The following is a 26,996-nucleotide window of genomic DNA, read 5'->3' on the forward strand; positions in this document are numbered from 1 at the left end:
CCGTCCTCAGCCGGTCACTCCTCCGCGCCGATCACCACCGGACCGCCCGCGGGATCCATCCCGCGCGTCCACTCCGGACCCAGCCGCACCGAACGCCACGGCGCGAGCGACCCGCGCAGCCGCTCCCGCCGGAGCGGTACACCCCCCTGGGTGACGGTCAGGAGGGGGCGTACGAGATGCCGGTCCGGCCTGACGAGCACGGTGGCGGCCACCGCGTCGAGGAGACCGGGTGTCACCCACCGCAGGGGTCCCTCCGTCACCACCGGCACTCCCTCGGCGGGGCGGTGCCGCCCGGCGAGCAGGTCGAGGACGGCGTCGGCGGCCGCGCGGCCCTCGGCGGCGGCCACCCGCGCCGGTTCCACCCCGCGCAGGAGGTTGCCTGCGGCGAAGACCCCCGGCTCGACCGTGCGGTACGAGCCGTCCGTGACGGGCCCGCGGGTGTCCGGCGCCATGGCGAGACCGCGCGCCCGGGCCAGCTCGTGGTCGGGGATCCAGTCCCCGGTGAACACCACGGTGTCGCAGCGCAGTACGGACGTCCCTCCTCCCCGCCCCCGGACCGCGACCCCGGTCAGCCGCCCCCGTCCCAGCAGTTCGGTCACCGCTGTCCGAGTGAGGACGGGTACGGGCCCGAAGCCGTGGGCCGCTCGCGGGAGTTCGGTGACGACCGCGGCCACCTCCACGCCTGCCCCGCGCAGCGCCCGCACCGCGTGCCGGGCCACCGGCTCACCGCCGACGACCACCGCCCGACGCCCGACGCGCTCGCGCACGCGCTCGTCGCCGGGCCCGAACATCCTTACCGTCTGCTGGAGTTCCCCGGTGGTCAGCACCCCGGCGGGCCTCGATCCGGGTACGAGCCGTGCGCTGCGCGGGCGTTCGCGTGTCCCCGTCGCGAGGACCACGGCGCCCGCCCGGATCCGTTCGAGCCCCGTCGGCGCCGTGACGTCCAGGGTGAGCGGTCCGGCCCAGCCGGTGGCGGAGACCCCGGTGCGGACGACGGCCCCGGCGCGGAGCGCCGCCCGGACCGCGCGGCGCGCGTACGCGGGGCCGTCCAGCGGCCGCCCCCGGCGGTCCGCCCCGAACCCGGGGTGCCCGCAGTGCCGCGGTACGCCCCCGGCCGCGCGCTCCCGCTCCAGCACCTCGACCCGTCCCGCGCCCGCCGCCGCCAGGCGCGCGGCGGCGGCGAGCCCGGCGGGTCCCGCGCCCACGACGAGCACGTCGACCGTCCGGTTCACCACGCCTCCGCTCACCGGGCCCCCTTCCCGTACTCCTCGCTCAACGCCCGCACCTCCGCGCCGCAGAAGTGGCCCTGGCACCGCCCGCCCCGGGCGCGTGTCCGGCGCCGCAGTCCGTCCGGGCCCGCCGGGGGGATCGCCGACGCGTAGGCGGCCCGGATCTCGCCGCGCGTCACCCGCTCGCAGTGGCAGACGACCATCCCGAACTCCGGATCCCGCGCGATGAGTTCGGCGTCGCGGTACGGGCGCGGGAAGGCCTCGCCGAGATTCGGCATGCGGATCGGGGCGAGCGGACGCTCGGGCCCGGGGTCGAGGCCGCAGTCGGCGAGGAGTCCCAGGACGTGCTCGGCGAGCGCCAGGGAGGCGGTGAGCCCGGTGGAGCGGATCCCGCCGACCGTGACGTACCGCAGCCCGGGGTGAGCCGCGCACCGGTAGTCCTCCTGTCCGGTGGCGGCCCGCAGCCCCGCGTAGACCGCCGTGACCTCCTCGTCGAGGAGCGCGGGAACGATGCGGCCGCCCTGCTCGCGGAGCCCGGCGAGCCCCTCCGCCGTCGTGCCGGTCGCGGACTTGTCGTCGAGGTCCTCGGCGGTCGGCCCGAGCATGACGTTCCCGTACACCGTGGGGGAGACGAGCACGCCCTTGCCGAGCGGTCCGGGGACGGGGAGGAGGATGTGCCGGACCAGGTCGCGGGCGAACTTGTCGAAGACGAGCAGCTGGCCCCGGCGCGGGGTCACGGTGAAGTCGCGGCGGTCCAGGAGCGCGTCGAAGGCATCCGCGTGGAGCCCGCAGGCGTTCACCAGGTGGCGGGTCCGCAGCACCCCGCGCCGGGTGACGAGCCGGTGCCAGGGATCGCCGGTACGGACCTTCTCCACCCGGCAGCCGAGGTAGAGGTCGACGCCCGACCGCACGGCCTGCGTCGCGTAGGCGAGGGTGGTCGTCCACGGGCAGATCACCGACTCGCCCGGCACGGCGAGCGCGGCGAGCGCGCCCGGACCCAAGTGGGGCTCACGGGACGGAAGTTCGTCGGCGGAGAGCAGTCGGGTCGTGCGGTGGCCGTTGCGCACGGCCTTCTCCGCGAGGCGGGGGAGCGCCGCCAGCTGCTGCTCGTCCCAGGCGACGAGCAGCGCGCCGAGCGGCTCGACGGGAATGCCCGCCTCCCCGGCGAACGCGCCGAGCAGCCGGTGCCCCTCGCGGACGAGCCGGGCTTCGAGCGTGCCCGGGACGGCGTCGAAACCGGTGTGCAGAATGGCCGTGTTGGCCTTCGAGGTGCCGTCGCCGACGTCGCTCGAGGCTTCCACGAGCGCGATCCGCAGCGGATGGCGGGCGAGGGCGCGCGCGATGGCGCAGCCGACGACCCCCGCGCCGACGACCACGACGTCGTACTCGGCCTCCCGGCCCGTCGGCAGCGGGCCCGTGCGGGTGACGCTCACCCGGCACTCCCCGCGCCACCGGTACCACCCGCACCCGCGCCGCCGCGGTCGAGCAGCACCGACACCTCCGCCCGGAACGCCGCCAGGCGCGCGGCGGCCTCGTCGCCCGGGATCCGGGGCTCGTACACGGCCGAGGGCTTCCACTCCGGCACGGCCTCGCGGAGCGAGAGCCCCGGCTGGAGGCCGAGGCGGGCCACCGCGCCCACCCCGAGGGCCGTGGCATCGGGCGACGACGCCACCTCGACGGGGAGTTGCAGCAGGTCGGCCTGGGTCTGCATGAGCAGTGCCGACCGGGTCAGCCCGCCGTCCGCGCGCAGCGAGGTCAGCGGTGCGCCCCGGTCGGCGGCGACCGCCGCGGCGAGCTCCACCACCTGGGCGGCGATGCCCTCGCACAGCGCGCGCACGAGATGCCCGCCGGAGGTGTCCAGGCCGAGCCCGGTCAGCGAGCCGCGCACGTCCCCCCGCCACCACGGCGCGGCGAGGCCGGCGAGCGCGGGCACGAACGTGACGCCGCCGGTGTCCGGCACACCGCCGCCGACCGCGTCGATCTCCTCCGCGCCGGCGAGGACGCCCAGGTCGGTGAGCCAGCGGACGGCCGAGGCCACCGTGTACACCTGACCGTCCAGGCAGTGCTCGACGCGCCCGCCGAGCCGCCAGGCGACACAGCTCACCAGGCCCGAGGTGACGCGCCGCGGCTCCGGCCCGGTCCGCGCGAGGAGGAAGGCGCCCGTGCCGTACGTGCACTTGGCGGCGGACGGGTCGCCCGCGCTCTGCGCGAGCAGGGCGGCCTGCTGGTCGACGAGGAGGCCGGTCAGCGGCAGCGGCGGCCCGAAGGCGGTCGTGGTGCCGACCGGGGTGTCGCAGTCCACCACCCGGGGCAGCCGCTCGCCGCCCAGGCCGTACAGGTCGAGAGCCGTCTCCGACCAGGCGACCGTGTCCGGATCGAGCAGTCCGGTACGCCCGGCGGTCGCCGCGTCGGTGACGAAGGCGCCCGTCAGCCGGTGCACGAGCCAGGCGTCGCTCGTGGTGACCACCCCGGCGCCGGTGGCGTGACGGCGGATCCAGGCCATCTTGGGCGCCGCGAAGTACGGGTCCAGCGGCAGCCCGGTCAGCCGGTGCAACAGCTCGGCGTGGTCGTCGAGTCCGGCGCAGACGGAGGCGGCCCTGCGGTCCTGCCAGACGAGCGCGTCCGTCAGGGGTTCGCCGGTCGCGGGGTCCCAGGCGAGCACGGTCTCCCCCTGGTTGGCGAGACCCACGGCCGAGACCGGGGTGCCGGCCTCGGCCAGCGCCGCCCGCCCGGCCGCGACGACGGTGTCGTACAGCTCACGGGGGTCGACCTCGACGAGGCCGCCCGGGAGGTAGCGGGGCCGGACCGGGGCCGTGCCGGTGCCGATCACCCCGCGCTCCGGGCACAGGACGAGCGCCTTCGTGCCCGACGTGCCCTGGTCGACGGCGAGTACCGGGCCGCCCGTCATTCCACTGCTCCCGTCGCAGGATCGGAGGGTGATCGTCCGATCACCGAAAAGGGTCAGGGTGCCGCCGCCCGGGGCCCGCGTCAAGTGTCGGCGCCCGAGACCGTCAGGTCGGTCCCGCCAACCTGACAGTAAGTCAAATTCAGTCGCTGTCTTAATAGTTACTGTCGCCGAGAAGAGTGGACTGGTCGAGTCCAGTGCCCTCTATAGTGATCGCCGATCAACGGCAGGAAGGCCTTCGGGGGACTGACCACCCCCCTTCGTCCACCGAGGAACCATGTCATCCACACCAGACACCACCCCCTGATGGCCGCACAGGGCTTCCGGCCCGTCTACCACCCCGCGGGACACGACCACGCCCTGCGGGGTGCCGTCCAGGACCTGCGCACCGGCCGCTGGGTGGCCATGGCCCGGCTGCTCGACGAGACCTCCGGGTGGGACGGCTGGACCCGGCGCACCCAGGTCCTCGCCGCCGTCGCCGCGGGCACCGACGTCGTCCACACCTGGCGCACCGAACAGCCCGGGAGCATCGCCGCCACCGTGATGCACAGCCGCGTCGCCGTCGAGCGGGCCGTGCGCGCCCACCGCGCCGGCCACGCCCGCACCCGCGAACTCTGGCAGGAGGCGTGGACCGCTTGCCGCGAGGCCGCCGAACTGGCACCCGCCGACCCCGTGCCCTGGGTGGGCCTCCTCGCCCTCGCCGCCCTCGACGGACGCCAGCGCATGGCCGAGCACCGGCACTCCCCGCCGGCGCCCATGCTGGCCCCCGGCCCCTGGGGGCTGCTCGCGGAGGCGGAGAAGCGTGACCCGTACAACCGCGAAGCGCACCACCGTATGCTCCAGTTCGTCTACGCACGCAGCCCCGGACCGCTCTCCGAGGCCGTCAACTATGCCCAGTGGGCCGCCACTTCCGCACCCGTCGGCTCCGCCCTGCACGCCCTCCCGCTCTACGTGCGCGTCGAGCGCTACCGGCGCGAGCGCGGCCACGAGCGCGCCCTCGACCTCCACTGGGTCGCCGAGGACGCCGTACGCGACGCCGAGCGCGCTCTGGACACCTGGTTCCTCTTCTGCGCCACCGAAGAGGCCTCCCTGCTCGACCTGAACCACCTGGCGCACGCGCTCTACGGGGCCCTCCGCTTCGACGACGCAGCCCGGGTCTTCAAGGCGCTCGGCCCGTACTACGCGACGCTGCCGTGGGCCTACCGCACCGCCCGGCCGGACGACCGAGCCCTCGCGGAGGACGTCTTCCTCCGCGCCCGCGCCCGCTGTCTCACCGGCTGACCCCGCCGCCCACGGCCCCTTCCCGGCGCCGCGGCCCGGCCACCGGCGCCACCGCGCCCCCCCGTACGCACCACCCCCGCTCCCGCTCCATCCGTCCGTCCCCCGGAGGTCCCCAATGTCCCGCAGCACGGCCCCGATCGACGCGATACGCAAGCCGCCACCCCCCGCCCAGGACGAGGAGGCGCGGCTCAGAGAGCTCGGCTACCAGCCGGTCCTGGCCCGTCGCATGGGCGGCTTCGGCAACTTCGCGATCAGCTTCTCCGTCATCTCGGTGCTCTCCGGCTGCATGACCCTCTACGGCTTCGGCATGGGCACGGGCGGCCCCGCCGTCATGCTCTGGGGCTGGGTCGGCGTCGGCCTCTTCGTCCTGTGCGTGGGCCTCGCCCTCGCCGAGGTGACCAGCGCCTACCCCACCTCCGGCGCGCTCTACTACATGGCGGACCGGCTCGGCGGGCGACGCTGGGGCTGGTACACCGGCTGGCTGAACCTGCTCGGCCTGCTCGGGGCCATCGCCGGCATCGACTACGGGGCCGCCCTCTTCACCGGGGCCTTCCTCAACCTCCAGTGGGGCTTCGAACCCACGGCGGGCTCCACCTTCCTCATCTTCCTCGCGATCCTGCTGCTGCACGCCGTCCTGAACCTCTTCGGCGTCCGCCTGGTCAGCGTCCTCAACTCGATCAGCGTCTGGTGGCACCTCGCGGGCGTCGCGGTCATCGTCGGCGCGCTCGCGTTCATCCCCGACCGCCACCAGTCCGTCGGCTTCGTCTTCACCGAGTTCGTCAACGACACCGGCTGGGCCAACCCCTTCTACGTCGCGGCGGTCGGCCTGCTCCTCGCCCAGTACACGTTCTCCGGCTACGACGCCTCGGCCCACCTCTCCGAGGAGACGTCCAACGCCTCCGTCACCGCCGCCAAGGGCATCGTGCGGGCCATCTGGGTCTCCTGGATCGCCGGCTTCGCCCTCCTCGCGGGACTCAGCTTCGCCATCCAGGACTACGCCGCCACGCAGGGCACCGCCACCGGCGTCCCGCCCGCCCAGATCTTCCTGGACGCGCTCGGCTCCGGCGGTGCCACCGCCCTCCTGCTCGTCGTGATCGTCGCCCAGCTGTTCTGCGGCAATGCCGAGGTCGCCGCCGCGAGCCGTATGGTCTTCGCCTTCAGCCGCGACAACGCCCTTCCCGGCTCCGCGATCTGGCGGAAGGTCAGCGGCCGCACCCAGACCCCGGTCCCGGCCGTCTGGCTCGCCGTCGCCGTGGCGGCGGTGCTCGCCCTGCCCTCGCTGTACTCCGCCACCGCCTACGGTGCGGTCACCGCGATCAACGTCATCGGCATCACCCCGGCCTACGCCATCCCGATCTACCTCCGGCTGCGCGCCGGAGACCGGTTCACCCCCGGTCCGTGGAGCCTGGGGCGCTGGAGCAAGCCGATCGGCTGGACCGCCGTCGTGTGGGTGGCCCTGGTGACCGTCCTCTTCTGCCTGCCGCAGAAGTCCCCGGTGACGGTCGACACCATGAACTACGCCGTGATCGCGCTCGCCGTCGTCCTGGTCCTGGCCAGCGTCTGGTGGTACGTCGCCCGCCGCTCGTACGGCACGCCGACGACGTACGGCACGGCCCGCGAGGAAGCGGACATCGCGGAGGGCATCGTCTGACGGCATTCCCCCCGGCCGTGAACCCCCGCACACACAGCGGGGGTTCACGGTGCATCCGGTGTTCACATCGGCGTCCCCGGTGCTCCACCCTCCGTCCGTAGCGTCACGCCCGTCCGCAAACGCTACCGAGGAGTACCGTGAGCGCTTCCGCTCTGACCGCTCTCGCCGCCGCCGCCCTCGCGGTGGTCACCGCGGCCTCCGCGACCACCCAGCCCGTCCCCGTCACCGTCACCGCGCGCGTCGAGACGCCCGCCGTGTACGACGACGAGGCCGGCGGCAACGCGAACGCCGACGACCCCGCCGTCTGGGTCGACCCGGCACGCCCCGGCCGCAGCATCGTGATCGGCACCCTGAAGGAGGCCGGGCTCGACGTCTACGGCCTCGACGGACGCCGGCTCCAGCACATCGCCGCACCCCCGGCCCCTGGCGAGGACGCGGCACCCGGCCGCTTCAACAACGTCGACATCGTCTACGGCTTCGAGCTGGCCGGCCGGAAGACCGACCTGGCCCTGGTCAGCGACCGCGGCCGGGACCGCGTCCGGGCCTACGCCATCGACCCCGCCGCCGTCGCCGCGGGCCGCCCGCCCCTGCGCGACGTGACCGCCGCCGGCGTGGCGCCGGTCTTCGCCGCGGACGAGTCCGAGGTGGACGAGCAGCACACCACGTACGGTCTCGCCGCGTACAGCGACGACGACGACGCCTACGTCGTGGTCTCCCGTCGCGCGGAGACGAGCCTGCGCCTGCTCGAACTGGTGGACCGGGGCGGCCGGGTCGGCTACCGCACGAAGGACACCCTCGACCTGCCCGCCTCCTTCACCCTCCCCGACGGCACCTCCTGGCGGCCCTGCGCCGACCCCGGCGAGCGCCCGCAGGTCGAGGGCATGGCCGTCGACCAGGAGGAGCACGTCCTCTACGCGGCCCAGGAGGCCATCGGCCTCTGGCGGGTCGAGCTCGACGACGCGGAGTTCGAGAAGCCCGAACTCCTCGACCGCGTACGCGAGTACGGCACCCCGTGGACGTACGACAGCGCCGAGGAGGAGTGCGTCGTCGACACGGCCCACGACCCCGGCTTCGGCGGCGAGCACCTGAGCGCCGACGCCGAGGGCGTCACCGTCTACCACGCCGCTGACGGCGCGGGCTACGTGCTCGCCTCCAGCCAGGGCGACAACACCTTCGCCGCCTACGACCGGCGGGGCGACAACGCCTACCTCGGCTCCTTCGCCATAGGCGACGGCGCCGCCACCGACGGGGTGCAGCACTCCGACGGCAGCACCGTGGTCAACGTGCCGCTCGGCCGGAACTTCCCCCGGGGCCTCCTCATCACCCACGACGGCGAGGCCGCGCCCGCCGACGGCGAACGTGAGAGCACGAACTTCAAGTTCACGCCCTGGGAATCGGTGGCTCGCGCCTTCCCCCGGCCCCTGCTCGTCGACACCGAGTCCTTCGACCCGCGCGACACCGACTGACGGACGGTCCGACCGCCGGGGTCGGGCAACCGATCCCGGGGGAACCCGGACTGCGGGTGGTCGGGCAACGCCGACCACAACGCGGCCCGAAACGTTCTGCACCTGTACTGGACTGGCCTCGCGCTGATCCCGGCTGCCGGGAGGGCAGTCGTCAGGCGCGCCAAGCCCGCTGCCGCAAGGTAAGCAGGAATCTCCCGGCTTCAGCCGGGAGAGCACTTCAATCGACGCCGTTCGAGACAGGGACCCGGATCACGACCCTGCTGCACGACACGATGTACCGCACGGGGCTGGCCTGGCAGAACACCGCCTACAACCAGCCCCCGCACCCGAGCTTCCACATCGGCAACGGCTTGCGCACCCCGCCGAGGCCGCTGATCACGACACCGTAGCGAGCAGATCAGGAGAGAACGGATCAGGCGCTGAACTCGTACGTCCAGGCCGCGGACCGGGCCGAGAAGTCGATGTCCGTGATCTCCAGCGCGTGTCCGTGCTGGTCGCTCACCACCCGGTGGACGATCAGCCGGGCCGCGCCGTCGCCCGTCGTCGTGGTGACCGGGCCGGGCGGGACGCCGACCGACTCCCGGTGGGTGATCCGCAACCCCGCCTGGTGCATCCAGTGGTAGAGGAGCCGCAGGTCGGGCTGGTGTTGGCTCTCCTTGATCCGCCGGTAGCGGGCGAGCTGCGGAATCTCGGAGAGTGCCGGCCGGGAGAACCACGACACCGCCCGCTGGAGCGCCGCTCCTTGGGGCCCCAGCACCAGATGCCGGTGGACGAGCGTCGGCTCGCCGGGGGCGAGCAGCAGGCGCGAGGTGAGCGGGGCCGGTGGTGGCTCCCAGCTGAGCGAGGCCCGCACGAGGGCCTCGCTCACGCGCGGACCGCCGGGGAAGGTCGGCCGGCGCGCCGCGAGCGCCGGCGCGGCGGGATCGCCGCCCGCCGCCGCGGCGAACGTGCCGCGCCGGTCGGTGACCACGAGGCGCTCGTCCCGCAGGAGCTGGAGCGCGCTGCGGACCGTCTGCCGGTTGACGTGGTAGCGCTGGGACAGGCACCGTTCCGAAGGGAGCCGGCTCCCGGGGGAGATGCGCCGGTGAGCGAGATCCTCGCGCAGGGCGGCGGCGACCCGGAGATAGAGCGGGACCTCCGCCGCTTCGACATCGGGCTCGGCCATGATCAAACCCTCTCTAAGCGCAGCGTGACCGCATGGGCCGTATCGGTGATCAATTCCTATCATTGGTCTAAACCATTTTGCTAGAGCGGCCCGGCAGAGTGGCCGAAACGAGCGTCGCACCGTGTAATGGGTTCCAGGCGGCGGGCGTCGGGCCGCGGCGGCGGAAGAGGCGGGTGAGGCTGGATGACGACACCGTCGGAGCGCGCGGCGAGAGGTCGGGCCGCACGCAAGCGCGTCCCCCGCTCCTCGCACGGCCGCTGGATCCCGTCCGCCCAGCGCCCCGACCCGCTGGCCGTCCTGGAGCGCGAGTCCCAGGACCGGCTGCCCGAGTTCGTTCCCCTCCGCTACGGCCGGATGGCGGTCTCGCCCTTCGCGTTCCTCCGCGGCGCCGCCGGCGTCATGGCGGCCGACCTCGCCGCCCCGCGCGACACCGGACTCACCGTCCAGCTCTGCGGCGACGCCCATCTCCTCAACTTCGGGGTGTACGCCTCACCCGAACGGACGCTCCTCTTCGATGTGAACGACTTCGACGAGACCCTCCCCGGCCCCTTCGAGTGGGACGTCAAGCGGCTCGCCGCCAGCGTCACCGTCGCCGCCCTCCAGAACGGCAGCACGAAGGCCAAGGCCCACCGGGCCGCGCTCGTGGCCACGGAGGCGTACCGCACGGCCATGAGCCGCCTCGCGGAGCTCGGTGAACTCGAGGTCTGGTACGAGCGGATAGCCGCCGACGACCTGCTTCCCCTCGTCCGCGGCGGCGACCGCTCCCGCCTGGCCGACCGGCTCGCCCGGGCCCGCCGCCGCACCAGCCTCCAGGCCGTCTCCAAGCTCACCGAGACCGACGAGTCCGGTGCCCGGCGCATCGTCGAGGACCCGCCGCTCCTGGAGCGGGCCACGGACATCGACCGCGTCAGCCTCGGCAAGATCTTCAGCGACTACCGCAGCTCGCTCTCCGAGGAGAGGCGCGTACTGCTCGACCGCTACCGCTTCGTCGACGCGGCCCGGAAGGTCGTCGGCGTCGGGAGCGTCGGCACCCGCTGCTTCGTGCTCCTCCTCGAAGGCCGCGACGGCGGCGACCCGCTCTTCCTCCAGATCAAGGAGGCCGGCCGCTCCGCCCTGGAGCCCTACCTGCCGCCGACGGCCTACGAACACCAGGGCCGCCGCGTCGTCTCCGGGCAGCGCCTCACGCAGGCCGCCAGCGACATCTTCCTCGGCTGGATGACCGGACCCGGGCAACGACACTTCTACTGGCGCCAGTTGCGTGACATGAAGGGCTCGGCCGAAGTGGAGACGATGTCCCCGGCCACCCTCCGGAACTACGCGCGGCTCTGCGGCAGAGCCCTGGCCCGCGCCCACGCACGCTCCGGCGACCGGATCGCCATCGCCGCCTACCTCGGCACCTCGGACGTCTTCGACCGTGCCGTCGCCGACTTCTCGCTCGCCTACGCCGGCCAGAACGCCGACGACTACGCGGCGCTCGGCGCGGCCATCGCGGCCGGCATGGTGACGGCGGCCCCGGGCGTCTGAACCGTCCGGCACCCGGGACCGCCGACCCCTGCTTTCCTACGCGTCGCGGCGCAGCGGCGGAGCGGCCGGCGTCTCCGGCACCGGCCCGAAGAGCACGGCCTTCGCCACGGCCGGGGCGAACAGCGCCGTCAGCGGGGAGGCCAGGGTGAGGGCCGCACGGAAGGGCGCCCCGACGCCCGGGTCGCCCGCGGCCCGCTCCTGCACCCGGCGCAGGTACCAGCCGAGCACCTTGTCCATCGGCGCCGGGCGCGCCGCGTCCCCGGTGGCGCCCGGCATCTTCTTGTCGGCGCCCGCCGAGATGTCCCAGGCCTGCCGCGAGGCGTCGAGGAGCGCGCGCTGCACCTGCCGCGTGGTCGCGGTGCGCTTCGGGTCGGCGAGGGCCCGGCGCAGGGCGACGGCGGAGAGCGCGGCGACCGCCATGCCCTGTCCATAGATCGGGTTGAAGGTGCAGAGGGCGTCGCCGGTGGCGAGGAAGCCGGCCGGTCGGCGCCCCGGACGGTCGTACCGGCGCCGGATGTTGGCGGTCTTCCGGAAGCCGTACACCGGGGACACCGGCTCGGCCTGCGCCAGCCACTCGCTGACCACCGGGTGCGGCAGTCGCTTCGCGTACTCCTCGAACGCCCCCTCCTCCGTGGGAGGTTCGTCGCCGCGCAGCCCCGACAGGGTCACCAGGTGGTGTCCGTCGCCGAGGGGAAGGATCACGCCGCCGTACACCTGGGAGGGGTTGGGCACGATGTAGTAGCCGAGGGCGTCGGTGTCCGCGTCCGTGGCCGGCGAGCGGTAGACCCGTGTGCCGTAGGCGAGTCCGGTGTCGAGGGTCTCCTCGTGCGGGGCCTCGGCGCCGATCGCCGCCAGCCAGTCCGCCGCCTTCGTGGACCGCCCGGAGGCGTCCACGACGAGGTCGGCCTCCAGGACGCGGGTCTCCTTCTCGGCGCCCGCGCCGCGCTCGCGCAGCCGTACGCCGCGGACGCGCGACGAGTCGCCGGTCAGGCCCACCGTCTCGTGGCCCTCGATCAGTTCGATGCGCGGGTCGGCGAGGACCCGCTGCCGCACCAGCCACTCCAGTTGCGGGCGCGGGCCCGTGGAGTAGTGCGTGGTCGCCGCCGTCCGGCGGAACCACTGGCCGTTCTGCCACTGGACCATGTCCTCGGGCGCGCCCACCCTGGGCGCCCCGAGCTCCTTCAGCTCCGCCATGAATCCCGGAAGCAGCTCGTCGAACGCCTGCTGCCCGCCCGCGATGAGCACATGGAGGTGTCGGCCCTGCGGAACGCCCGGCCGGGCGTCCGGACCCTCCGGGAGGCGGTCGCGCTCGACGACCGTCACCTTCTCCGCGTGCTCCGCGAGGACCCGTGCGGCCAGGAGACCCGCGAGACTTCCCCCGATGACCACCGCGTGACGTGTCGCGCGGCGCCCCAAGTCGTCGGCCATGCCCGCCCTTTCGTAGCGTGGATTTACAACTGACCAGTATCCACTGCGGTGCGGGCCGCGTCGCGTGCCCCGAGACGCAAGTGCTCGATGTGGTAGACGGCTTCGTCGAGGAGCTGGGCGACGTGGTTGTCGTAGAGGCTGTACTCGATCCGGCGGCCCTGGCGGACTCCGTTGACGAGGCCGAGGGCGCGCAGCAGACGGAGCTGGTGGGAGACGGCGGACTGCTCCATGTCGACGGCGGCGGCGAGCTCGGTCACTCCGCAGGGGCCCTGGCGGAGCTTGGTGAGGATCATCAGCCGCGACGGGGTGGCGAGGGCCTGGAGGGTGGCGGCGATGGTCGCCGCGGACTCGGCGTCCAGGTGGGTTGCGGGGGTCGTCTCGCCGTTCACTCCGTGTCCCATGCGCTCATCGTAGCCGCGGCTTGTATGTCAATACGTGAAGACCTCTTCATGTGTTCCGGTATGGTGATGGCCCCGCCGCCCCGCCACCTTCGAAAGAGGTGCCCCCATGGCCCTCCCGGAGCTCGACACCGCTCAGGCCCCCGCCGCCGCCCGGCCGGTCCGCCCCGGCCCCACCCGCACCCGCGCCACCGCGCTCCCCGAGGTGCGCTGGGCCGCGCTCGCCGCCCTCGCCTTCCTCGCGGCCTTCCCCCTCGACCTCGCCGGCGCCCCCGGCTGGGCCTGGGGGCCGCTCTACGCCGTCTGCTACGCCGCCGGAGGCTGGGAGCCGGCCCTCGCGGGCCTCCGGGCGCTGCGCGAGCGGTCCCTCGACGTCGACCTGCTGATGGTGGTCGCCGCGCTCGGCGCCGCCGCCATCGGCCAGTACCTCGACGGCGGGCTCCTCATCGTGATCTTCGCCGCCTCCGGCGCCCTGGAGGCCCTCGCCACCCGTCGTACGGCCGACTCCGTACGCGGGCTCCTCGACCTCGCGCCCGCCACCGCCGTACGCCTCACGGGGGCGGGCGAGGAGTCCGTCGAGGCCACCGCGCTCACGCCCGGCGACACCGTCCTCGTGCGGCCGGGGGAACGCCTCCCCGCCGACGGAACCGTCCTGAGCGGCACGAGCGACATCGACCGGGCGAGCATCACCGGCGAACCGCTCCCGGCCCCCGCGGCACCCGGCGACGAGGTCTTCGCGGGCACCCTGAACGGCTCCGGGGCGCTGCGCGTCCGCGTCGGCAAGGACCCCGGCGACTTCGTCGTCGCCCGGATCGTCGCCCTCGTCGAGGAGGCCAGCGCCACCAAGGCCCCCACCCAGCTCTTCGTCGAGAAGATCGAACAGCGCTACTCCGTCGGCGTCGTCGTCGCCACCCTCGCGCTCTTCGGCCTGCCCGTCGCCTTCGGCGCGGACCTCACCGAGGCCCTCCTGCGCGCGATGACCTTCATGATCGTCGCCTCGCCCTGCGCGGTCGTCCTCGCCACCATGCCCCCGCTGCTCTCCGCCATCGCCACCGCCGGGCGCCACGGCGTCCTCGTGAAGTCCGCCGTCGTCATGGAACGGCTCGGCGCGGTCGACCGCGTGGCGCTCGACAAGACGGGCACCCTCACCGAGGGCGCGCCCCGGGTGACCGCCGTCCGCGGCGACGCGACCGCGCTCGCCCTCGCCGCCGCCGCCGAACTCCCCAGCGAGCACCCGCTGGCCCGCGCCGTGGTCGCCGAAGCCCGCGCCCGGGGCCTGCGCGTACCCGAGGCGACCGACTTCGCCGCCGAGCCGGGACAGGGTGTACGGGCGGTGGTCGACGGCCATGACGTACGGGTCCGCCGGGCGTCCGGCACCCACGGCGACACGGCGGTCGAGGTCGTCGTCGACGGCGCCCCGGCGGCCGTCCTGGAACTCTCCGACCGGCTCCGCGAGGGCGCGGCGGAGTCCGTCGCCGCCCTCGGCCGGCTCACCGGCACCGCCCCCACCCTGCTGACCGGCGACAACGCGGGCGCCGCCGCCCGGATCGCCGCCGAGGCGGGCATCGGCGACGTCCGCGCCGGACTCCTCCCGCACGAGAAGGCGGAGGCGGTACGGGCATGGGAGCGGGCGGGCGCGAAGGTGCTGCTCGTCGGCGACGGCGTCAACGACGCTCCGGCCCTGGCCGCCGCCCACACGGGCGTCGCCATGGGCAGGGCCGGTTCCGACCTGGCCCTGGAGACCGCCGACGTGGTCGTGGTCCGCGACGAGCTCGGCGCGATCCCGGCCGTCGTGGCGCTCTCGCGCCGCGCCCGCCGCCTGGTCGTGCAGAACCTGGTGATCGCGGGCGTCTGCATCGGCGCCCTGGTCGTCTGGGACCTCGTCGGCCACCTGCCGCTGCCCCTGGGCGTCGCCGGCCACGAGGGCTCGACGGTCCTCGTGGGCCTCAACGGCCTGCGGCTGCTGAGGGAGGCGGCCTGGCGCCGGGCGGAGGGCGCCGCGGCGTGAGTCGTGGTGTGCGACGGGGGGTTCGCGGAACCGGGGCCGGCGGGGAGCAGGCCGCGCGCGGCTACGCCTCCGGCCGTCCCAGCTCCGCCAGGGCCCCCGTCAGCCACTCCACCCAGAACCGCTCCAGATCCACCCCGCCCCGCAGGACGAGATGGCGCAGCCGGTCCGGTTCGGTGCGGCGCCGCTCCGCCGGGAAGTCCCGCTCCTCGATCGCGAGGTACTCCGCCAACTGCTCCCGGTGCAGGGCGAGATGGCGCTCCAACTCGGACCGGAGCCCCTCGGTCCCGACGATCGCGGCCGCCCGCATCCGCAGCAGCAGGGCGGCCCGCATCGGCTTGGGGTCCTCGGACCTGGCGACCCAGTCGGTCAGCTCCCCCCGGCCCGCGGGCAGCACCTCGTACTCCTTCTTCTGCCCGCGCGCGGGCACCGGAGCGGGCAGGGCGCGGATGTGCCCCGCCTGCTCCAGCCTGCCCAGCTCGCGGTAGATCTGCTGGTGCGTGGCCGACCAGAAGTAGCCGATCGACTTGTCGAAGCGGCGCGTCAGTTCGAGGCCGGAGGACGGCTTTTCGAGCAACGCGGTGAGGATCGCGTGCGGGAGGGACATGCTCGCATCCTAGATTCGGCCGGCCACACGGATCACAGCGCGGCGGCGAGCCGCGTGCCCTGGTCGATCGCCCGCTTGGCGTCCAGCTCGGCGGCGACGTCCGCGCCACCGATCAGGTGCGTCGAACGCCCCGCAGCCACCAGCTCCTCGTACAGGTCCCGCCGAGGCTCCTGGCCGGCGCACAGCACGATCGTGTCGACCGGCAGGAGCTGGGCCTCGCCGTCGATCGTGACGTGCAGGCCCTCGTCGTCGATCCGGTCGTACGACACGCCCGCCACCATGGCGACGCCCCGGTGCTTGAGCTCGGTGCGGTGGATCCAGCCGGTCGTCTTGCCGAGGCCCGCGCCGACCTTGGTGCTCTTGCGCTGGAGCAGGTGCACCTGGCGCGGCGGCGCGGTGCGCTCGGGGGCCCGCAGTCCGCCCCGGTTCTCGTAGGAGGTGTCCACGCCCCACTGGCGGAAGTACGTCTCGGGGTCCTGGCTCGCGCCCTCCCCGCCGTCCGTGAGGAACTCGGCGACGTCGAAGCCGATGCCGCCGGCGCCGATGATCGCCACCCGCTCGCCGACCGGCGCGCCGTCCCGGAGCACGTCCAGGTAGCTGACGACGCTCGGGTGGTCCACGCCCGCGATCCCGGGGGTGCGCGGGGAGACGCCGGTGGCGACGACGACCTCGTCGTAGCCGTCGAGGTCGCCCGCCGCCACCGGGGTGTTCAGGCGGACCTCGACACCGCGCTCGGCGAGCTGGACGCGGAAGTAGCGGAGGGTCTCGTCGAACTCCTCCTTGCCCGGCACGCGCTTGGCGATGTTGAGCTGGCCGCCGATCTCGGCGGCGGCGTCGAAGAGGGTGACGGCGTGGCCGCGCTCGGCCGCCGACACCGCGCAGGCGAGTCCGGCGGGGCCGGCGCCGACGACCGCGACGCGCTTGGCGAGGCGGGTGGGGGAGAGGACGAGCTCGGTCTCGTGGCAGGCGCGCGGATTGACCAGGCAGGAGGTGATCTTCAGGTTGAAGGTGTGGTCGAGGCAGGCCTGGTTGCAGCCGATGCACGTGTTGATCGTGTCGGCGCGGCCTTCCGAGGCCTTCGCGACGAAGGCGGGGTCGGCGAGGAAGGGGCGGGCCAGCGAGACCAGGTCGGCCCGTCCGTCGGCGAGGATCTCCTCCGCGACCTCGGGGGTGTTGATGCGGTTGCTGGTGACGAGCGGGACGGAGACCGCGCCCATCAGCTTCTTCGTGACCCAGGTGTACGCGCCGCGCGGCACGGAGGTGGCGATGGTGGGGATGCGCGCCTCGTGCCAGCCGATGCCGGTGTTGATGATGGTGGCGCCGGCCGCCTCGATCTCCTTGGCGAGCCGGACGACCTCCTCCAGGGTGGAGCCGCCGGGCACGAGGTCCAGCATGGAGAGGCGGTAGACGAGGATGAAGTCCGCGCCGACCCGCTCGCGGATCCGGCGGACGATCTCCAGCGGGAAGCGGACCCGGTTCTCGTACGAACCGCCCCACCGGTCGGTGCGCTGGTTCGTCGCCGCGGCGATGAACTCGTTGATGAGGTAGCCCTCGGAGCCCATGACCTCGACGCCGTCGTATCCCGCCTGCTTGGCGAGCTCGGCGCAGCGGGCGTAGTCCTCGACGGTCTGCTCGACCTCGGCGTCGGTCAGCTCGTTCGGTACGAAGGGGCTGATCGGGGCCTGGATGGCGCTGGGCGCCACGAGGCCGGGGTGGTACGCGTACCGGCCGAAGTGCAGGATCTGCATCGCGATCCGGCCGCCCTCGCCGTGCACGGCGTCGGTGATCAGCCGGTGCTCGGCGACCTCCTCGGCGGTGGTGAGCTTGGCCCCGCCGTCCCAGGGGCGGCCGGCCTCGTTGGGCGCGATGCCGCCGGTGACGATGAGGCCGACGCCGCCGCGGGCGCGCTCGGCGTAGAAGGCGGCCATGCGCTCGAAGCCGTGCTCCGTCTCCTCCAGGCCGACGTGCATCGAACCCATGATCACCCGGTTGGGCAGGGTCGTGAACCCGAGGTCGAGCGGGCTCAGCAGATGCGGGTACGGGGTGGGTGTGGGGGTCGCGGTCATGGGGGCGCCTCCTCGCGCAGGATCAGTCGACCTCAGTTCTAGGGGACCCCTCTCTGTTATGCAACTAGTTGCAGAAGATTCGGAACGTGATGTCTACTACTCAGTAGCAAGAGGTGCTGCCTGCAGCCAGGCGTCCAGCTCCTCCGGTGTACGGGGCTCGGGCGCGTCCGGGGCGAGCAGCCCGTGGGCGCGCAGCAGCCGGGCGACGGACGTGCCCCAGGGCCGCCGCAGCCGCGCCGCGTCGAGCAGGGCGTCGTCGCCGAGGAGCTCGGCGACCGGACCGGTCCGCAGACCGGCGGGGGAGAGCACCGCCGCCTCGTCCGCCCAGCGCAGCGCGAGATCCACGTCGTGCGTCGCCATCACCACCGTCGTGCCGGACGCGCGGAGCCGCGCGAGGGCGTCGAGGAGCCGCTCCTGACCGTGCGGATCGAGCCCGGCCGTCGGCTCGTCCATGATCAGCACCCGGGGTCGCATGGCCACCGCGCCCGCGATCGCGGCCCGCTTGCGCTGCCCGTACGACAGCAGATGCGTCGGCCGGTCCTCCAGGGCCACGATGTCCAGCGCCTCCAGGGCCTCCCGCACCCGGAGCCGTACCTCCTCCTCCGGCAGCCCCAGGTTCATCGGCCCGAAGGACACGTCCTGACCGACCGAGGCCGCGAACAGCTGGTCGTCCGGGTCCTGCACCACCAGCTGCACGGTCGTCCGCAGCCGGGTCAGCCCCTTCCGGTCGTACGTCACCTCCGCCCCGTCCAGGAGCAGCGACCCGCTCCCGCGCCGCAGCCCCCCGCTGAGCAGCCGCAGCAGCGTCGTCTTGCCGCTGCCGTTCCGCCCGAGCAGCGCGATCGCCCGCCCCTCCGGCACCGCGAAGTCCACGTCCGACAGGACCGCCGGCCCGTCCTCGTAGGCGAAACCCGCCTTCACCAGCTCCACGACGGGCGTCGCGGAGGTCGTCGGAGACGTCACGGCAGGAACCTTTCGAGTACGAGGGTGAGGGCGACGAGCCCGCAGAGGAGCCCGACGGCCGCCGCCAGGAACCGGCGGGAGACCGCGGCCGTGGGGACCAGGACCCGCAGGGTCCCGTCGTAGCCGCGCCCGGCGAGCCCCGACTGCAGGCGCTGCGCCCGGTCGAAGGCGCGCACGAACGCCGTGGCGCCGAGCCCGGCGAGCGAACGCCAGGTCGCCGCCCGGGTGGTGTGCCCGAGGCGGGCGGCCTGCGCCTGGCGGATCTTGGACAGGGAGTCGAGGAGCAGGAAGATGATCCGGTACATCACGAGCGCCACGTCCACCACGGGAGCGGGCACCCCCGCACGGACGAGCCGGGGGAGCACGTCGGAGACGGGCGTCGTGAACGCGAAGAGCAGCACCCCCAGCGAGGCGGCGGCGGTCCGCAGCAGCAGCTCGCCCGCGTGGACGGGCCCGCCGGGCGCGAGGGCCACGAACCCCCGCGCCCCGCCCACCTCGAAGAGCAGCGGCACCGCGCCCGTGACGCAGAACCCGAGCGGCACGCGGAACGCCCGCCACAACTGACGGCCCGCCACCCCGGCCGGGCCCAGCAGGACCGCGAGCGTGGCCGCCGCGACGAGCACCGCACCCGGCCACGGCGGCAGACACACCGCGCAGAGCGTGAGACCGAAGCCGAGCAGGGCCTTCTCGACGGGATGGCGGCGGCGCCAGCGACTGCTGTGCGCCGCCGCGTCGATCGGCAACATGGGCGGCTACGCGTCCTTGCCCTCGGCTTCGATGCGGGAGCCCGCGGTCGCGGCACCCGCTGTGTCCGCGCTCTCCGCACCCTCGCCGGCCTGCGACGCCAGCGCGCGGGCCTCACCCTGCCGACGTCCGCGCCGCACACCGAAGTAGTAGGCGAGGACACCGGCGCCCAGCGCCGCCTGGAGGGCGAACAGTGCCGACTCGATCTCGCCGGACGGCGGCTCGTACAGGGGGCTGAACCACGGCTCGTAGTCCGGCTGGAGCTCCGCGATCGCGGTCTCCGCCTCCGCGTCCGCCCCGGTGAACGGCTCTTCCTTGTGGTCGCCGAGCCCCAGCGCGAGCGGCAGCACGGCGAGCGCGGCGACGACGAGCAGGAGCAGGGCGTTGATCTTCGTGTTCCGGCTGACGGTGAAGCTCATCGCGCGGCCGCCTCCTCGTGTCGCTTCGTGGCGGACCGGGTCAGGACGCCCAGCCGGGTCAGCTCGCCCTTGCTGGACTGCATGAGCAGCCGCATCACGAGCACGGTGAGCAGGCCCTCGCTCACCGCCAGCGGGATCTGTGTCACGGCGAAGATGGAACCGAACTTGGCCAGGGCGCCCATGATGCCGCTGCCCTGGTCGGGGAAGGCCAGCGCGAGCTGGACGCTCGTGACGCAGTACGTGGACAGATCGGCGACGAACGCGCCGAAGAAGACGGCGACCATCAGCGGCGCACCGAACCGGCGCACCAGCAGATAGGTCCCGTACCCCGCCCAGGGCCCGACGATCGCCATCGAGAAGGCGTTCGCGCCGAGCGTGGTGAGCCCGCCGTGGGCGAGCAGCAGGGCCTGGAAGAGCAGGGTGATCGTCCCGAGGACCGCCATGATCGGCGGCCGGAAGAGGATCGCGCCCAGACCCGTACCCGTCGGATGCGAGCAACTGCCCGTCACCGAAGGGAGTTTGAGCGCGGACAGGACGAACGTGAAGGCGCCGGAGGCGCCGAGCAGCAGAGTGGACTCGGGGTTGGAACGCACCTCACGGGTGAGCGCGCGAACCCCGTGGACGACGAACGGAGCGGCCGCGACGCCCCAGGCGGCGGCGTGAACGGGGGGCAGATACCCCTCGGCTATATGCATGGTTGGGAGACCCTCTCCAGCACCTCGTGGATGGACAACGCACCCTGGCCGGTCTCCTGGCTGACGGTCATACGTCCCGACTCCGCCTTCCCACACCGCGGTGGTCTCCCACAACGGTCCAGTGGCTTGCCCGCGGGGGTCTCCCATGGGTGTGGAGCCGGAACTCCCGATCACAGTGGCGAGGGCCGCACCGGTACCGCACCGGTTTCCCGTACACCAAGGCCCTGCGACACTAGTGCGTTGACCAGGTGCATTACAACGCGGAGGAGCACGGAGCGGTGAGTGATGTTCGACAGAGGGTCAGTTCCGGGTCCCCACTCGAACCGGAGATCGGCTTTTCCCGGGCCGTTCGAAAGGGTGCGTACGTGGCGGTCGCCGGGACCGCTCCCATCGGCGACGACGGGGCCGCCGTCGCGCCGGGTGACGTGTACGCCCAGACCGTCAGGTGTCTCGACATCGCCGAGGAGGCACTGAAGGCGGCGGGTGCGTCACTGGAGGACGTCGTGCGCACCCGCGTCATGCTGACCGACGTGACCTCGTGGAAGGAGGCCGCGCGGGCACACGGGGAGCGGTTCTCGGAGGTTCGGCCGGTGACGACCTTCGTCGAGGTCTCGCGGTTCATCGATCCCGCATGGCTCGTCGAGGTGGAGCTCGACGCCGTCGTCGGCTGACGGCGGGGAGAGCGGGCCGACCGGTGGCCGGCCCGCCACCGCTTCGTACTACTTAGGCTCCGTCGCGATCTGGATCAGGTTGCCGCAGGTGTCGTCGAAGACGGCGGTGGTGACGGGGCCCATCTCCAGGGGCTCCTGGGTGAAGTGGACGCCGAGGCCGCGCAGACGGGCGTACTCCGCCTGCACGTCGTCGACCGCGAACTGGGCCAGCGGGATGCCGTCCTGGACCAGCGCGTCGCGGTACGGCTTGACCGCCGGATGGCCGGCGGGCTCCAGGAGGAGTTCGGTGCCGGCGGGCTCGTGGGGCGAGACGACGGTCAGCCACCGGTCCGTCTCGCCCAGCGGGACGTCGTGCTTCTTCACGAAGCCGAGGATCTCGGTGTAGAAACGCTCGGCCTTGGCCTGGTCGTCGACGAAGACGCTGGTCAGATGGATCTTCATGAGGTGCTCTTCTCCGGTCCTGGGGTGTCGGGCACGGGCCATCGCTCGGTGATGTGCCGCAAGGGGGTGGTGTTCAGGTCGTGGAACTTGTAGCGGCCCTCTCGCCTGGTCTCGACGAGCCCGGCGGCCTCCAGCACGGCGAGGTGCTGGGAGACCCCCTGGCGCGAGATGCCGAGCTGATGCTTCATGCTCAGGCGCGAACAGATCTCGAACAGTGTCTGTCCGGATTTCTCCGTGAGCTCGTCGAGGATCGTGCGGCGGGTGGGGTCGGCCAGGGCTTTGAAAAGGTCGTCGGCCACCACCCCAGGATAGGCAACTCCTCACTTGCTTATCAAGTCGACACCCTCGCCCCTTCCCTCCGTCCCTCCTGCCTCACTCCTTGCGATAGGCGTACGCCTCCGACGCCGCCGCGGCGACCGCGTCGAGATCCCCGCCCGCGCTCGCCGTCACCAGCGCCGCGACCGCGCCCTCGACGAACGGCGCGTCGACCAGCCGGGCGCCCTCCGGCAGCTCGTCGCCCTCGGCGAGCAGCGCCTTCACCGTCAGGACCGCACTGCCCAGGTCGACGAGGAGCGCCACCCCGGCGCCGCCGTCGACGGCCTCCGCCGCCGCGCAGATCAGCTCGGCGCTCGTCCCGAGACCGCCGTCGGGGAGCCCGCCTGCCGGCCGGATCGGCGCCGTCCCGCCGCTGCCCGCGAGGCCCTGGGCCAGCGCCGCCACCGAGGCCGCGACATCCGCGCTGTGCGAGACCAGCACGATGCCGACCGGCGCGGTCTCGCTCACGCGGCACCCTCCGTACGGGCTGTGGCGGCGAGCTCGGCGAACAACAGCGCCGACGACGTCGCCCCCGGGTCCTGGTGCCCGATCGACCGCTCGCCGAGATAGCTGGCCCTGCCCTTGCGCGCCTGGAGCGGTACGGTCGCGAGCGCGCCCTCCTCGGCCGCCGCGCGCGCCGCCCCGAAGGAGCTCCACAGCCCCTCCACGGCCGGGACGAGCGCGTCCAGCATCGTCTTGTCGCCCACCTGGGCGCCGCCCAACTGGGCCACGGCGGCCACACCTGCACCGAACGCCTCCGCGAGCCGCTCCCGGTCGACCCGCTCGCCCTTGCCCAGCGCCTTGCCCGTACGGCGCAGCAGCGTCCCGTACAGCGGCCCCGAAGCACCGCCCACCGTGGAGATCAGCTGCCGCCCCGCGGCGACGAGCACCGCACCGGGCGTCGCGGGCGGTTCCTTCGCCAGCAGCTCCGCCACGGCCGCGAACCCTCGCTTCAGATTGACGCCGTGGTCGGCGTCACCGATCGCCGAGTCCAGCTCGGTGAGCCGATCGGCCTCACGGTCGACGGCCCCGGCCATCGCCTCCAGCCACCGCACGAGAAACTCCGCGCCGAATGTCTCACCCATGTCTGCGTCCTTTCCCTCTCCCACACCGTCTCCCCTACGTTGCCTCACCGACCCCAGCGCAGCGCGGGCGTCTGCACCGGCGCGTCCCACAAGCGCAGCAGCTCCTCGTCCACCTCGCACAGGGTCACCGAGCAGCCGGCCATGTCGAGCGACGTCACGTAGTTCCCGACGAGTGTCCGGGCCACCGGGATCCGGCGCTCGGCCAGCACCCGCTGCACCTCGGCGTTGAAGCCGTACAGTTCGAGCAGCGGGGTCCCGCCCATGCCGTTGACCAGCGCGAGCACCGGACCGGACGGACGCAGGTCCTCGACCACGATGTCGACGGCGTAGTCCGCGATCTCCCGCGAGGTCATCATGGCGCGCCGCTCGCGGCCCGGCTCGCCGTGGATGCCGATGCCCAACTCCAGCTCGCCGTCGGGGAGATCGAAGGTGGGGCTGCCCTTGGCGGGGGTGGTGCACGCGCTCAGCGCGACCCCGAAGGACCGGCAGCGCGCGTCCACTTGGCGGGCGATCGCCTCCACCCGCGCCAGTGGGGCGCCTTCCTCGGCGGCGGCCCCCGCGATCTTCTCCACGAACAGGGTGCCCCCGGTCCCACGCCGCCCCGCCGTGTACAGGCTGTCGGTCACCGCCACGTCGTCGTCGACCAGGACCTTCGCGACCTGGATGCCCTCGTCCTCGGCGAGCTCCGCCGCCATCTCGAAGTTGAGCACGTCGCCGGTGTAGTTCTTGACGACGAACAGCACCCCGGCGCCGCTGTCGACGGCGGCCGCGGCCCGCACCATCTGCTCGGGCACGGGCGACGTGAAAACTTCCCCGGGGCACGCCGCCGACAGCATCCCGGGCCCCACGAACCCGCCGTGCAACGGCTCGTGCCCGGACCCGCCCCCGGACACCAGCGCGACCTTCCCGGCCACGGGAGCATCCCGCCGCACGACGATCCGCCGCCCCACGTCCACGGTCAGCTCGGGGTGGGCGGCGGCCATCCCGCGCAGAGCGTCGGCCACGACGGTCTCCGGGACGTTGATCAGCATCCTCACGGATACCTCCTGGTGAGACTAGCAGGCATGTGGCTGAGCAGGCTTTTCGCAGGTCAGAATGGGTGAGGCCGGTCATTGATCTTGGCGGTTCATGGCGCCCGGGGGCGGTTTCGAGCGGTACTGGTGCTGACCTGTTGCTGACTTTTCTGACTGCCCGTCAGGGATGGGTTGAGCTGGGTGCTCTTTGCACTTGTGCATGATGGCGCAATTATCGGCATGGGGGTCCGGTTGCGCACTGGTGCGTCGCGGCCGGAGGTGGCCGATCCCGTGTCGGCAGGCTTTGTGTGGCGCCTCGGGGCTCAACTGTGGCCGGCTGGATGGCGAGTGTCCGTGCGCGGGGATGCATGCTCGAAACGCAGGCCACAGATGAGCTGGCAGGTAATACAGTTCTTGGCCGTGGACTCCCCGTTGAGGAGTCCGTTGCGGTCCTGGGGAAGTGATGCGCGATGGGGCTGTCGGGCGGGGCAGCGGATAAAGCGGGCAACCGGTACGAGAACTGGTGGACCGCGCTGAAGGTTGCGGACCTCCTGCGAGGAGAGGCCCCGCGGATCCGTCTTGAGCCTCCGGGGCAGGCCGGTGAGGGCATCGAGTTCCAGCTCGTGGCCAAGGGGCAGACCTGGTGCGATCAGGTGAAGGACGTGGCTTCGAAGGGGCCATGGACGCTGAAATCCGCGGCAGCCCTTCTCACGGCCGTGTCCGGCCACCTTGCCGGCGGCAGGAAAGTGCGACTCGTTCTCTCGACCGGGGCGCCCAGACTGCAGGACCTCGCCGGCCGTGCGAGGGCCGCTGTCACCCTCGCCGAGTTCGAAGAGATTCTCACCGACACCCAAGGGAGCGACTTCACGGTCCTGTGTGGCACTTGGGCCGATGACGGCAGACTCGTAGCCCGGGAGACCGCCTGGCGGTACCTCCGGTCCGTGTACGTGGAGCACTACCCGCCGGAGAACCTGCGCCAACTGGTCCACCTCACTTACGAGCAACTGTTCGTAGGGAATCCTGAGGGAATCGTCAGGCAGCTGAGCGGATACCTGGACGACAACCTCCACAAGTGGCTCACCGGGTCCGAGATCCGTAACCACTTGCTCTCTCTCGACGGAGTTCGACTCCGGCTGTTGGCCGGGGACAGCAATACGCTCAATTCCCTGGCGGACACCAAGGACGGGTTCCTGCGGCGCGTGCGTGGTACAGCGCCCATCCTCGGACTGGCCGCGCGTCCTCACCTCGACCAGCTGTACCGTCGGTTGGTGGCGGAGAACGGTCCGCAGATCGTGTTGTGCGAGGGACGGGCGGGCTCGGGTAAGTCGACGGTTGTTGCGGATGTACTGGAACGCCTCGCAGACCAGGGGTGGCCGATCGCCGCTGTTCGTATGGACCAGGCTGATCTGTCGGTGCGAACGGCGAGAGATCTCGGCACCATGATGAATCTGCAGGATTCGCCCGGGATCCTGCTGCCCGGAGTCGCCGATGGAAGGTCAGGGCTCTTCGTCATCGACCAGCTGGACGCTGTCAGTCTGTACAGCGGTCGCATGGCGGATGCTTTCGAGGCCGTTGAGGGAGTACTCGCTCAACTCTCGGTCGCGCCGAACATCAAGGTGCTCTTGGTGGCCCGTACCGTCGACATCGAACAGGACGGCAGGCTCAGCAGACTGATCACGGCGGACGCACGAGCGGCGAGATTCCCAGTGGGGGAGCTGGCCGAAGAGTCAGTGCGTGCCGTACTCGCCGCGAGTGGGAACGATCCCGACAGCCTGAGCCCGGTGACGCTGGAGCTGCTGCGCACCCCTCTGCACCTGGCGGTCTTCAGTACCCTCCCCCTGCCGCCCGCGCAGTGTCCTACCGAACTTTGCAGCAGCTCTACGGCGGTTACACCAAGGAGGTGCGCAGACGTGTCGGAATCCGGAGGGAACGCTTCGACTGGCAGGGCATCACCGGCGCTCTGTGTGCCTTCATGAGCGAACGGGAGAGTCTGCAGGCACCACTCTCCCTCCTCGACAGCTACGCGCTGGAGGACGTCGAGGCCTTGAAGTCGCAGGGGGTACTGGTGGGCGACGAGGAACACGTCGGGTTCTTCCACGAGACCTACTTCGACTACCTCTTCGCCCGGTCCTTCCTCACGACCGGAAGAGACGTCCACGACTTCCTGGCCGACTCCGGGCAGCACCTCTTCAGACGGGCACAGACCCGCCAGATCCTCGAGCACCTCGCCGGCACGGACCGCGACCGGTTCCGTGAGACCACGGCACGGCTGCTCGGCTCCACCCGGATCCGCTCCCACCTGCACGACGTGATCACCATCGTCCTCGCACAGCTCGATGCGACCCTGCCGGACTGGCTGGCCATCGAAGCGTTCGCCTGGGGAACAAGCCCCGTGGCACGTAACAGGGCTGGCGGTCCTCGTCACCGGCTGCACGACCAGCCCGTCGGAGCCGGTGCCCGCACCGCCCGCTCCCGCGTCTTCATCCACGGCTGGCACGTCCTCGCCCAACTCCGATCCCCTCGCTGAACGCGCGAAGAGCGCCGTATCAGGCGTTTCGGTGGACGAGGACGCATTTGTCGAATCCGGCGTCACGACGGTGGGGGAAGGCACCCGCAATCTCTCTTCTCTCACAAAGGGGAAGAGGTACGAGGCTGTCGTCGCGTGCGTGGGCACGGGAGCCGTCAACGTAACCATCGGCTCCACACCCGCGCGGACGCAGAACTGCGACGGAAACGCCGTCACCTACCGGATCCAGTCGGCGCCCGCGGACCTGACCCTCATCATTAAGGGAAGTCCTGGAGCGTCCGGAGCCGTCGCCTGGCAGATCAACGAGGAGCAAGGCCACTGACGCCCTGGAGCTTCTGGGATGTGCGTTCGCCTCTTGATGAAGGCTTCGGCGCACAGCGAGCTTCTTCGAGTTGGCC

26 protein-coding genes, 2 pseudogenes and 1 riboswitch are annotated in these 26,996 nt (G+C 72.7%); of the genes and pseudogenes, 11 read left to right on the forward strand and 17 right to left on the reverse strand.

Annotated features, from left to right (window positions below; translation table 11 throughout):
- Nucleotides 1-14 precede the first annotated feature (14 nt).
- Genes OG357_RS36060 through OG357_RS36070 form a run of 3 tightly spaced genes read right to left on the reverse strand, consistent with a single transcriptional unit; the run spans nt 15 to nt 4,137 of the window.
- Nucleotides 15-1,232, reverse strand: a complete 1,218-nt coding sequence (locus tag OG357_RS36060) for an FAD-dependent oxidoreductase (RefSeq protein WP_329625807.1) — start codon at nt 1,230-1,232, stop codon at nt 15-17.
- Between the two features lie 11 nt (nt 1,233-1,243).
- Entirely contained in the window at nt 1,244-2,662 is a 1,419-nt protein-coding gene (locus tag OG357_RS36065; protein WP_329625108.1) for an FAD-dependent oxidoreductase, read from the reverse strand.
- A complete protein-coding gene (locus OG357_RS36070; RefSeq protein ID WP_329625109.1) occupies nt 2,659-4,137 on the reverse strand; it encodes an FGGY family carbohydrate kinase in 1,479 nt (492 codons plus the stop codon). Before OG357_RS36070 ends, OG357_RS36065 begins: the two co-directional genes overlap by 4 nt.
- A gap of 303 nt (nt 4,138-4,440) precedes the next feature.
- Here OG357_RS36070 and OG357_RS36075 point away from each other — a divergent pair, with 303 nt between their 5' ends.
- The 5 genes and pseudogenes from OG357_RS36075 to OG357_RS36095 form a co-directional block, all read left to right on the forward strand.
- Nucleotides 4,441-5,415 (forward strand): hypothetical protein, encoded by a 975-nt coding sequence (locus tag OG357_RS36075; RefSeq protein WP_329625110.1) that lies wholly within the window; start codon nt 4,441-4,443, stop codon nt 5,413-5,415.
- A gap of 115 nt (nt 5,416-5,530) precedes the next feature.
- A complete protein-coding gene (locus tag OG357_RS36080; protein WP_329625111.1) occupies nt 5,531-7,066 on the forward strand; it encodes an amino acid permease in 1,536 nt (511 codons plus the stop codon).
- A gap of 137 nt (nt 7,067-7,203) precedes the next feature.
- Nucleotides 7,204-8,532, forward strand: a complete 1,329-nt coding sequence (locus tag OG357_RS36085; protein WP_329625112.1) for a phytase — start codon at nt 7,204-7,206, stop codon at nt 8,530-8,532.
- Nucleotides 8,533-8,574: 42 nt separating this feature from the next.
- Nucleotides 8,575-8,715 (forward strand): annotated as a pseudogene (locus tag OG357_RS36090) (RNA-guided endonuclease TnpB family protein); the annotation flags it as partial.
- A gap of 32 nt (nt 8,716-8,747) precedes the next feature.
- Nucleotides 8,748-8,921: pseudogene (locus tag OG357_RS36095) on the forward strand (rhamnogalacturonan lyase family protein); the annotation flags it as partial.
- A 23-nt stretch (nt 8,922-8,944) separates the two neighbouring features.
- On the opposite strand, the gene OG357_RS36100 reads toward OG357_RS36095, so the two are convergent.
- Nucleotides 8,945-9,697, reverse strand: a complete 753-nt coding sequence (locus tag OG357_RS36100) for a GntR family transcriptional regulator (RefSeq protein ID WP_329625113.1) — start codon at nt 9,695-9,697, stop codon at nt 8,945-8,947.
- A 183-nt stretch (nt 9,698-9,880) separates the two neighbouring features.
- Between OG357_RS36100 and OG357_RS36105 the strand changes: the two genes are divergently transcribed.
- The gene (locus OG357_RS36105) at nt 9,881-11,221 is read left to right on the forward strand and encodes a DUF2252 domain-containing protein (RefSeq protein ID WP_329625114.1); all 1,341 of its coding nucleotides are present in this window, start codon (nt 9,881-9,883) and stop codon (nt 11,219-11,221) included.
- Between the two features lie 36 nt (nt 11,222-11,257).
- Here the strand turns inward: OG357_RS36105 and OG357_RS36110 are convergent, their stop codons facing one another.
- Both OG357_RS36110 and OG357_RS36115 read right to left on the reverse strand, forming a co-directional pair.
- Entirely contained in the window at nt 11,258-12,649 is a 1,392-nt protein-coding gene (locus OG357_RS36110) for an NAD(P)/FAD-dependent oxidoreductase (protein WP_329625115.1), read from the reverse strand.
- A 23-nt stretch (nt 12,650-12,672) separates the two neighbouring features.
- Complete coding sequence (locus OG357_RS36115; protein WP_329625116.1) at nt 12,673-13,050, reverse strand: ArsR/SmtB family transcription factor; 378 nt, start codon at nt 13,048-13,050, stop codon at nt 12,673-12,675.
- A 106-nt stretch (nt 13,051-13,156) separates the two neighbouring features.
- Between OG357_RS36115 and OG357_RS36120 the strand changes: the two genes are divergently transcribed.
- Nucleotides 13,157-15,055 carry a heavy metal translocating P-type ATPase gene (locus tag OG357_RS36120; protein ID WP_329625117.1) on the forward strand — a complete coding sequence of 633 codons (1,899 nt, stop codon included), beginning with the start codon at nt 13,157-13,159 and terminating at the stop codon, nt 15,053-15,055.
- A gap of 61 nt (nt 15,056-15,116) precedes the next feature.
- On the opposite strand, the gene OG357_RS36125 is transcribed toward OG357_RS36120, so the two are convergent.
- The 6 genes from OG357_RS36125 to OG357_RS36150 form a co-directional block, all read right to left on the reverse strand.
- Nucleotides 15,117-15,659, reverse strand: coding sequence for a PadR family transcriptional regulator (locus tag OG357_RS36125; protein WP_329625118.1), 543 nt, complete (start codon nt 15,657-15,659; stop codon nt 15,117-15,119).
- Nucleotides 15,660-15,691: 32 nt separating this feature from the next.
- Nucleotides 15,692-17,725 carry an NADPH-dependent 2,4-dienoyl-CoA reductase gene (locus tag OG357_RS36130; RefSeq protein ID WP_329625119.1) on the reverse strand — a complete coding sequence of 678 codons (2,034 nt, stop codon included), beginning with the start codon at nt 17,723-17,725 and terminating at the stop codon, nt 15,692-15,694.
- 96 nt (nt 17,726-17,821) lie between these two features.
- A complete protein-coding gene (locus OG357_RS36135; RefSeq protein ID WP_329625120.1) occupies nt 17,822-18,688 on the reverse strand; it encodes an ATP-binding cassette domain-containing protein in 867 nt (288 codons plus the stop codon).
- Nucleotides 18,685-19,434, reverse strand: a complete 750-nt coding sequence (cbiQ, locus tag OG357_RS36140) for a cobalt ECF transporter T component CbiQ (RefSeq protein ID WP_329625121.1) — start codon at nt 19,432-19,434, stop codon at nt 18,685-18,687. The genes OG357_RS36135 and cbiQ overlap by 4 nt, the downstream gene beginning before the upstream one ends.
- 6 nt (nt 19,435-19,440) lie before the next feature.
- Nucleotides 19,441-19,851 (reverse strand): energy-coupling factor ABC transporter substrate-binding protein, encoded by a 411-nt coding sequence (locus OG357_RS36145; RefSeq protein ID WP_329625122.1) that lies wholly within the window; start codon nt 19,849-19,851, stop codon nt 19,441-19,443.
- A complete protein-coding gene (locus tag OG357_RS36150) occupies nt 19,848-20,546 on the reverse strand; it encodes an energy-coupling factor ABC transporter permease (protein ID WP_317593183.1) in 699 nt (232 codons plus the stop codon). Before OG357_RS36150 ends, OG357_RS36145 begins: the two co-directional genes overlap by 4 nt.
- 28 nt (nt 20,547-20,574) lie before the next feature.
- Nucleotides 20,575-20,810: riboswitch (cobalamin riboswitch) on the reverse strand.
- Between the two features lie 14 nt (nt 20,811-20,824).
- Between OG357_RS36150 and OG357_RS36155 the strand changes: the two genes are divergently transcribed.
- The gene (locus OG357_RS36155; RefSeq protein ID WP_329625123.1) at nt 20,825-21,217 is read left to right on the forward strand and encodes a RidA family protein; all 393 of its coding nucleotides are present in this window, start codon (nt 20,825-20,827) and stop codon (nt 21,215-21,217) included.
- A 48-nt stretch (nt 21,218-21,265) separates the two neighbouring features.
- Here OG357_RS36155 and OG357_RS36160 read toward each other — a convergent pair whose 3' ends face one another.
- The 5 genes from OG357_RS36160 to dhaK all read right to left on the reverse strand — a co-directional run bounded on the left by OG357_RS36160 (nt 21,266) and on the right by dhaK (nt 24,095).
- Entirely contained in the window at nt 21,266-21,658 is a 393-nt protein-coding gene (locus tag OG357_RS36160) for a VOC family protein (protein ID WP_329625124.1), read from the reverse strand.
- Nucleotides 21,655-21,957 carry an ArsR/SmtB family transcription factor gene (locus tag OG357_RS36165; protein WP_329625125.1) on the reverse strand — a complete coding sequence of 101 codons (303 nt, stop codon included), beginning with the start codon at nt 21,955-21,957 and terminating at the stop codon, nt 21,655-21,657. Before OG357_RS36165 ends, OG357_RS36160 begins: the two co-directional genes overlap by 4 nt.
- Nucleotides 21,958-22,030: 73 nt before the next feature.
- Nucleotides 22,031-22,441, reverse strand: coding sequence for a PTS-dependent dihydroxyacetone kinase phosphotransferase subunit DhaM (locus OG357_RS36170; RefSeq protein ID WP_329625126.1), 411 nt, complete (start codon nt 22,439-22,441; stop codon nt 22,031-22,033).
- A complete protein-coding gene (gene dhaL, locus OG357_RS36175) occupies nt 22,438-23,058 on the reverse strand; it encodes a dihydroxyacetone kinase subunit DhaL (RefSeq protein ID WP_329625127.1) in 621 nt (206 codons plus the stop codon). Before dhaL ends, OG357_RS36170 begins: the two co-directional genes overlap by 4 nt.
- Nucleotides 23,059-23,102: 44 nt before the next feature.
- Nucleotides 23,103-24,095 carry a dihydroxyacetone kinase subunit DhaK gene (gene dhaK / locus OG357_RS36180; protein WP_329625128.1) on the reverse strand — a complete coding sequence of 331 codons (993 nt, stop codon included), beginning with the start codon at nt 24,093-24,095 and terminating at the stop codon, nt 23,103-23,105.
- Between the two features lie 446 nt (nt 24,096-24,541).
- Here dhaK and OG357_RS36185 point away from each other — a divergent pair, with 446 nt between their 5' ends.
- Genes OG357_RS36185 through OG357_RS36195 form a run of 3 tightly spaced genes read left to right on the forward strand, consistent with a single transcriptional unit; the run spans nt 24,542 to nt 26,920 of the window.
- A complete protein-coding gene (locus OG357_RS36185; RefSeq protein WP_329625129.1) occupies nt 24,542-26,047 on the forward strand; it encodes a hypothetical protein in 1,506 nt (501 codons plus the stop codon).
- Nucleotides 26,044-26,598, forward strand: coding sequence for a hypothetical protein (locus tag OG357_RS36190; RefSeq protein WP_329625130.1), 555 nt, complete (start codon nt 26,044-26,046; stop codon nt 26,596-26,598). The genes OG357_RS36185 and OG357_RS36190 overlap by 4 nt, the downstream gene beginning before the upstream one ends.
- 31 nt (nt 26,599-26,629) lie before the next feature.
- The gene (locus tag OG357_RS36195; RefSeq protein WP_329625131.1) at nt 26,630-26,920 is read left to right on the forward strand and encodes a hypothetical protein; all 291 of its coding nucleotides are present in this window, start codon (nt 26,630-26,632) and stop codon (nt 26,918-26,920) included.
- Nucleotides 26,921-26,996 lie beyond the last annotated feature (76 nt).

Origin of the sequence: Streptomyces sp. NBC_01255 (genome assembly GCF_036226445.1) — a bacterium.
In the GTDB taxonomy this organism is placed as follows: domain Bacteria; phylum Actinomycetota; class Actinomycetes; order Streptomycetales; family Streptomycetaceae; genus Streptomyces.

Bases quoted from the DNA above. Each gene is read 5' to 3' on its own strand.
- OG357_RS36130 (WP_329625119.1), bottom strand. From the start codon at position 17,725: ATGACCGCGACCCCCACACCCACCCCGTACCCGCATCTGCTGAGCCCG.
- OG357_RS36080 (WP_329625111.1), top strand. From the start codon at position 5,531: ATGTCCCGCAGCACGGCCCCGATCGACGCGATACGCAAGCCGCCACCC.
- OG357_RS36075 (WP_329625110.1), top strand. From the start codon at position 4,441: ATGGCCGCACAGGGCTTCCGGCCCGTCTACCACCCCGCGGGACACGAC.
- OG357_RS36070 (WP_329625109.1), bottom strand. From the start codon at position 4,137: ATGACGGGCGGCCCGGTACTCGCCGTCGACCAGGGCACGTCGGGCACG.
- OG357_RS36110 (WP_329625115.1), bottom strand. From the start codon at position 12,649: ATGGCCGACGACTTGGGGCGCCGCGCGACACGTCACGCGGTGGTCATC.
- OG357_RS36115 (WP_329625116.1), bottom strand. From the start codon at position 13,050: ATGGGACACGGAGTGAACGGCGAGACGACCCCCGCAACCCACCTGGAC.
- OG357_RS36100 (WP_329625113.1), bottom strand. From the start codon at position 9,697: ATGGCCGAGCCCGATGTCGAAGCGGCGGAGGTCCCGCTCTATCTCCGG.
- OG357_RS36145 (WP_329625122.1), bottom strand. From the start codon at position 19,851: ATGAGCTTCACCGTCAGCCGGAACACGAAGATCAACGCCCTGCTCCTG.
- OG357_RS36120 (WP_329625117.1), top strand. From the start codon at position 13,157: ATGGCCCTCCCGGAGCTCGACACCGCTCAGGCCCCCGCCGCCGCCCGG.
- OG357_RS36150 (WP_317593183.1), bottom strand. From the start codon at position 20,546: ATGCATATAGCCGAGGGGTATCTGCCCCCCGTTCACGCCGCCGCCTGG.
- OG357_RS36125 (WP_329625118.1), bottom strand. From the start codon at position 15,659: ATGTCCCTCCCGCACGCGATCCTCACCGCGTTGCTCGAAAAGCCGTCC.
- OG357_RS36160 (WP_329625124.1), bottom strand. From the start codon at position 21,658: ATGAAGATCCATCTGACCAGCGTCTTCGTCGACGACCAGGCCAAGGCC.
- dhaL (WP_329625127.1), bottom strand. From the start codon at position 23,058: ATGGGTGAGACATTCGGCGCGGAGTTTCTCGTGCGGTGGCTGGAGGCG.
- cbiQ (WP_329625121.1), bottom strand. From the start codon at position 19,434: ATGTTGCCGATCGACGCGGCGGCGCACAGCAGTCGCTGGCGCCGCCGC.
- OG357_RS36105 (WP_329625114.1), top strand. From the start codon at position 9,881: ATGACGACACCGTCGGAGCGCGCGGCGAGAGGTCGGGCCGCACGCAAG.
- OG357_RS36185 (WP_329625129.1), top strand. From the start codon at position 24,542: ATGGGGCTGTCGGGCGGGGCAGCGGATAAAGCGGGCAACCGGTACGAG.
- OG357_RS36190 (WP_329625130.1), top strand. From the start codon at position 26,044: ATGAGCGAACGGGAGAGTCTGCAGGCACCACTCTCCCTCCTCGACAGC.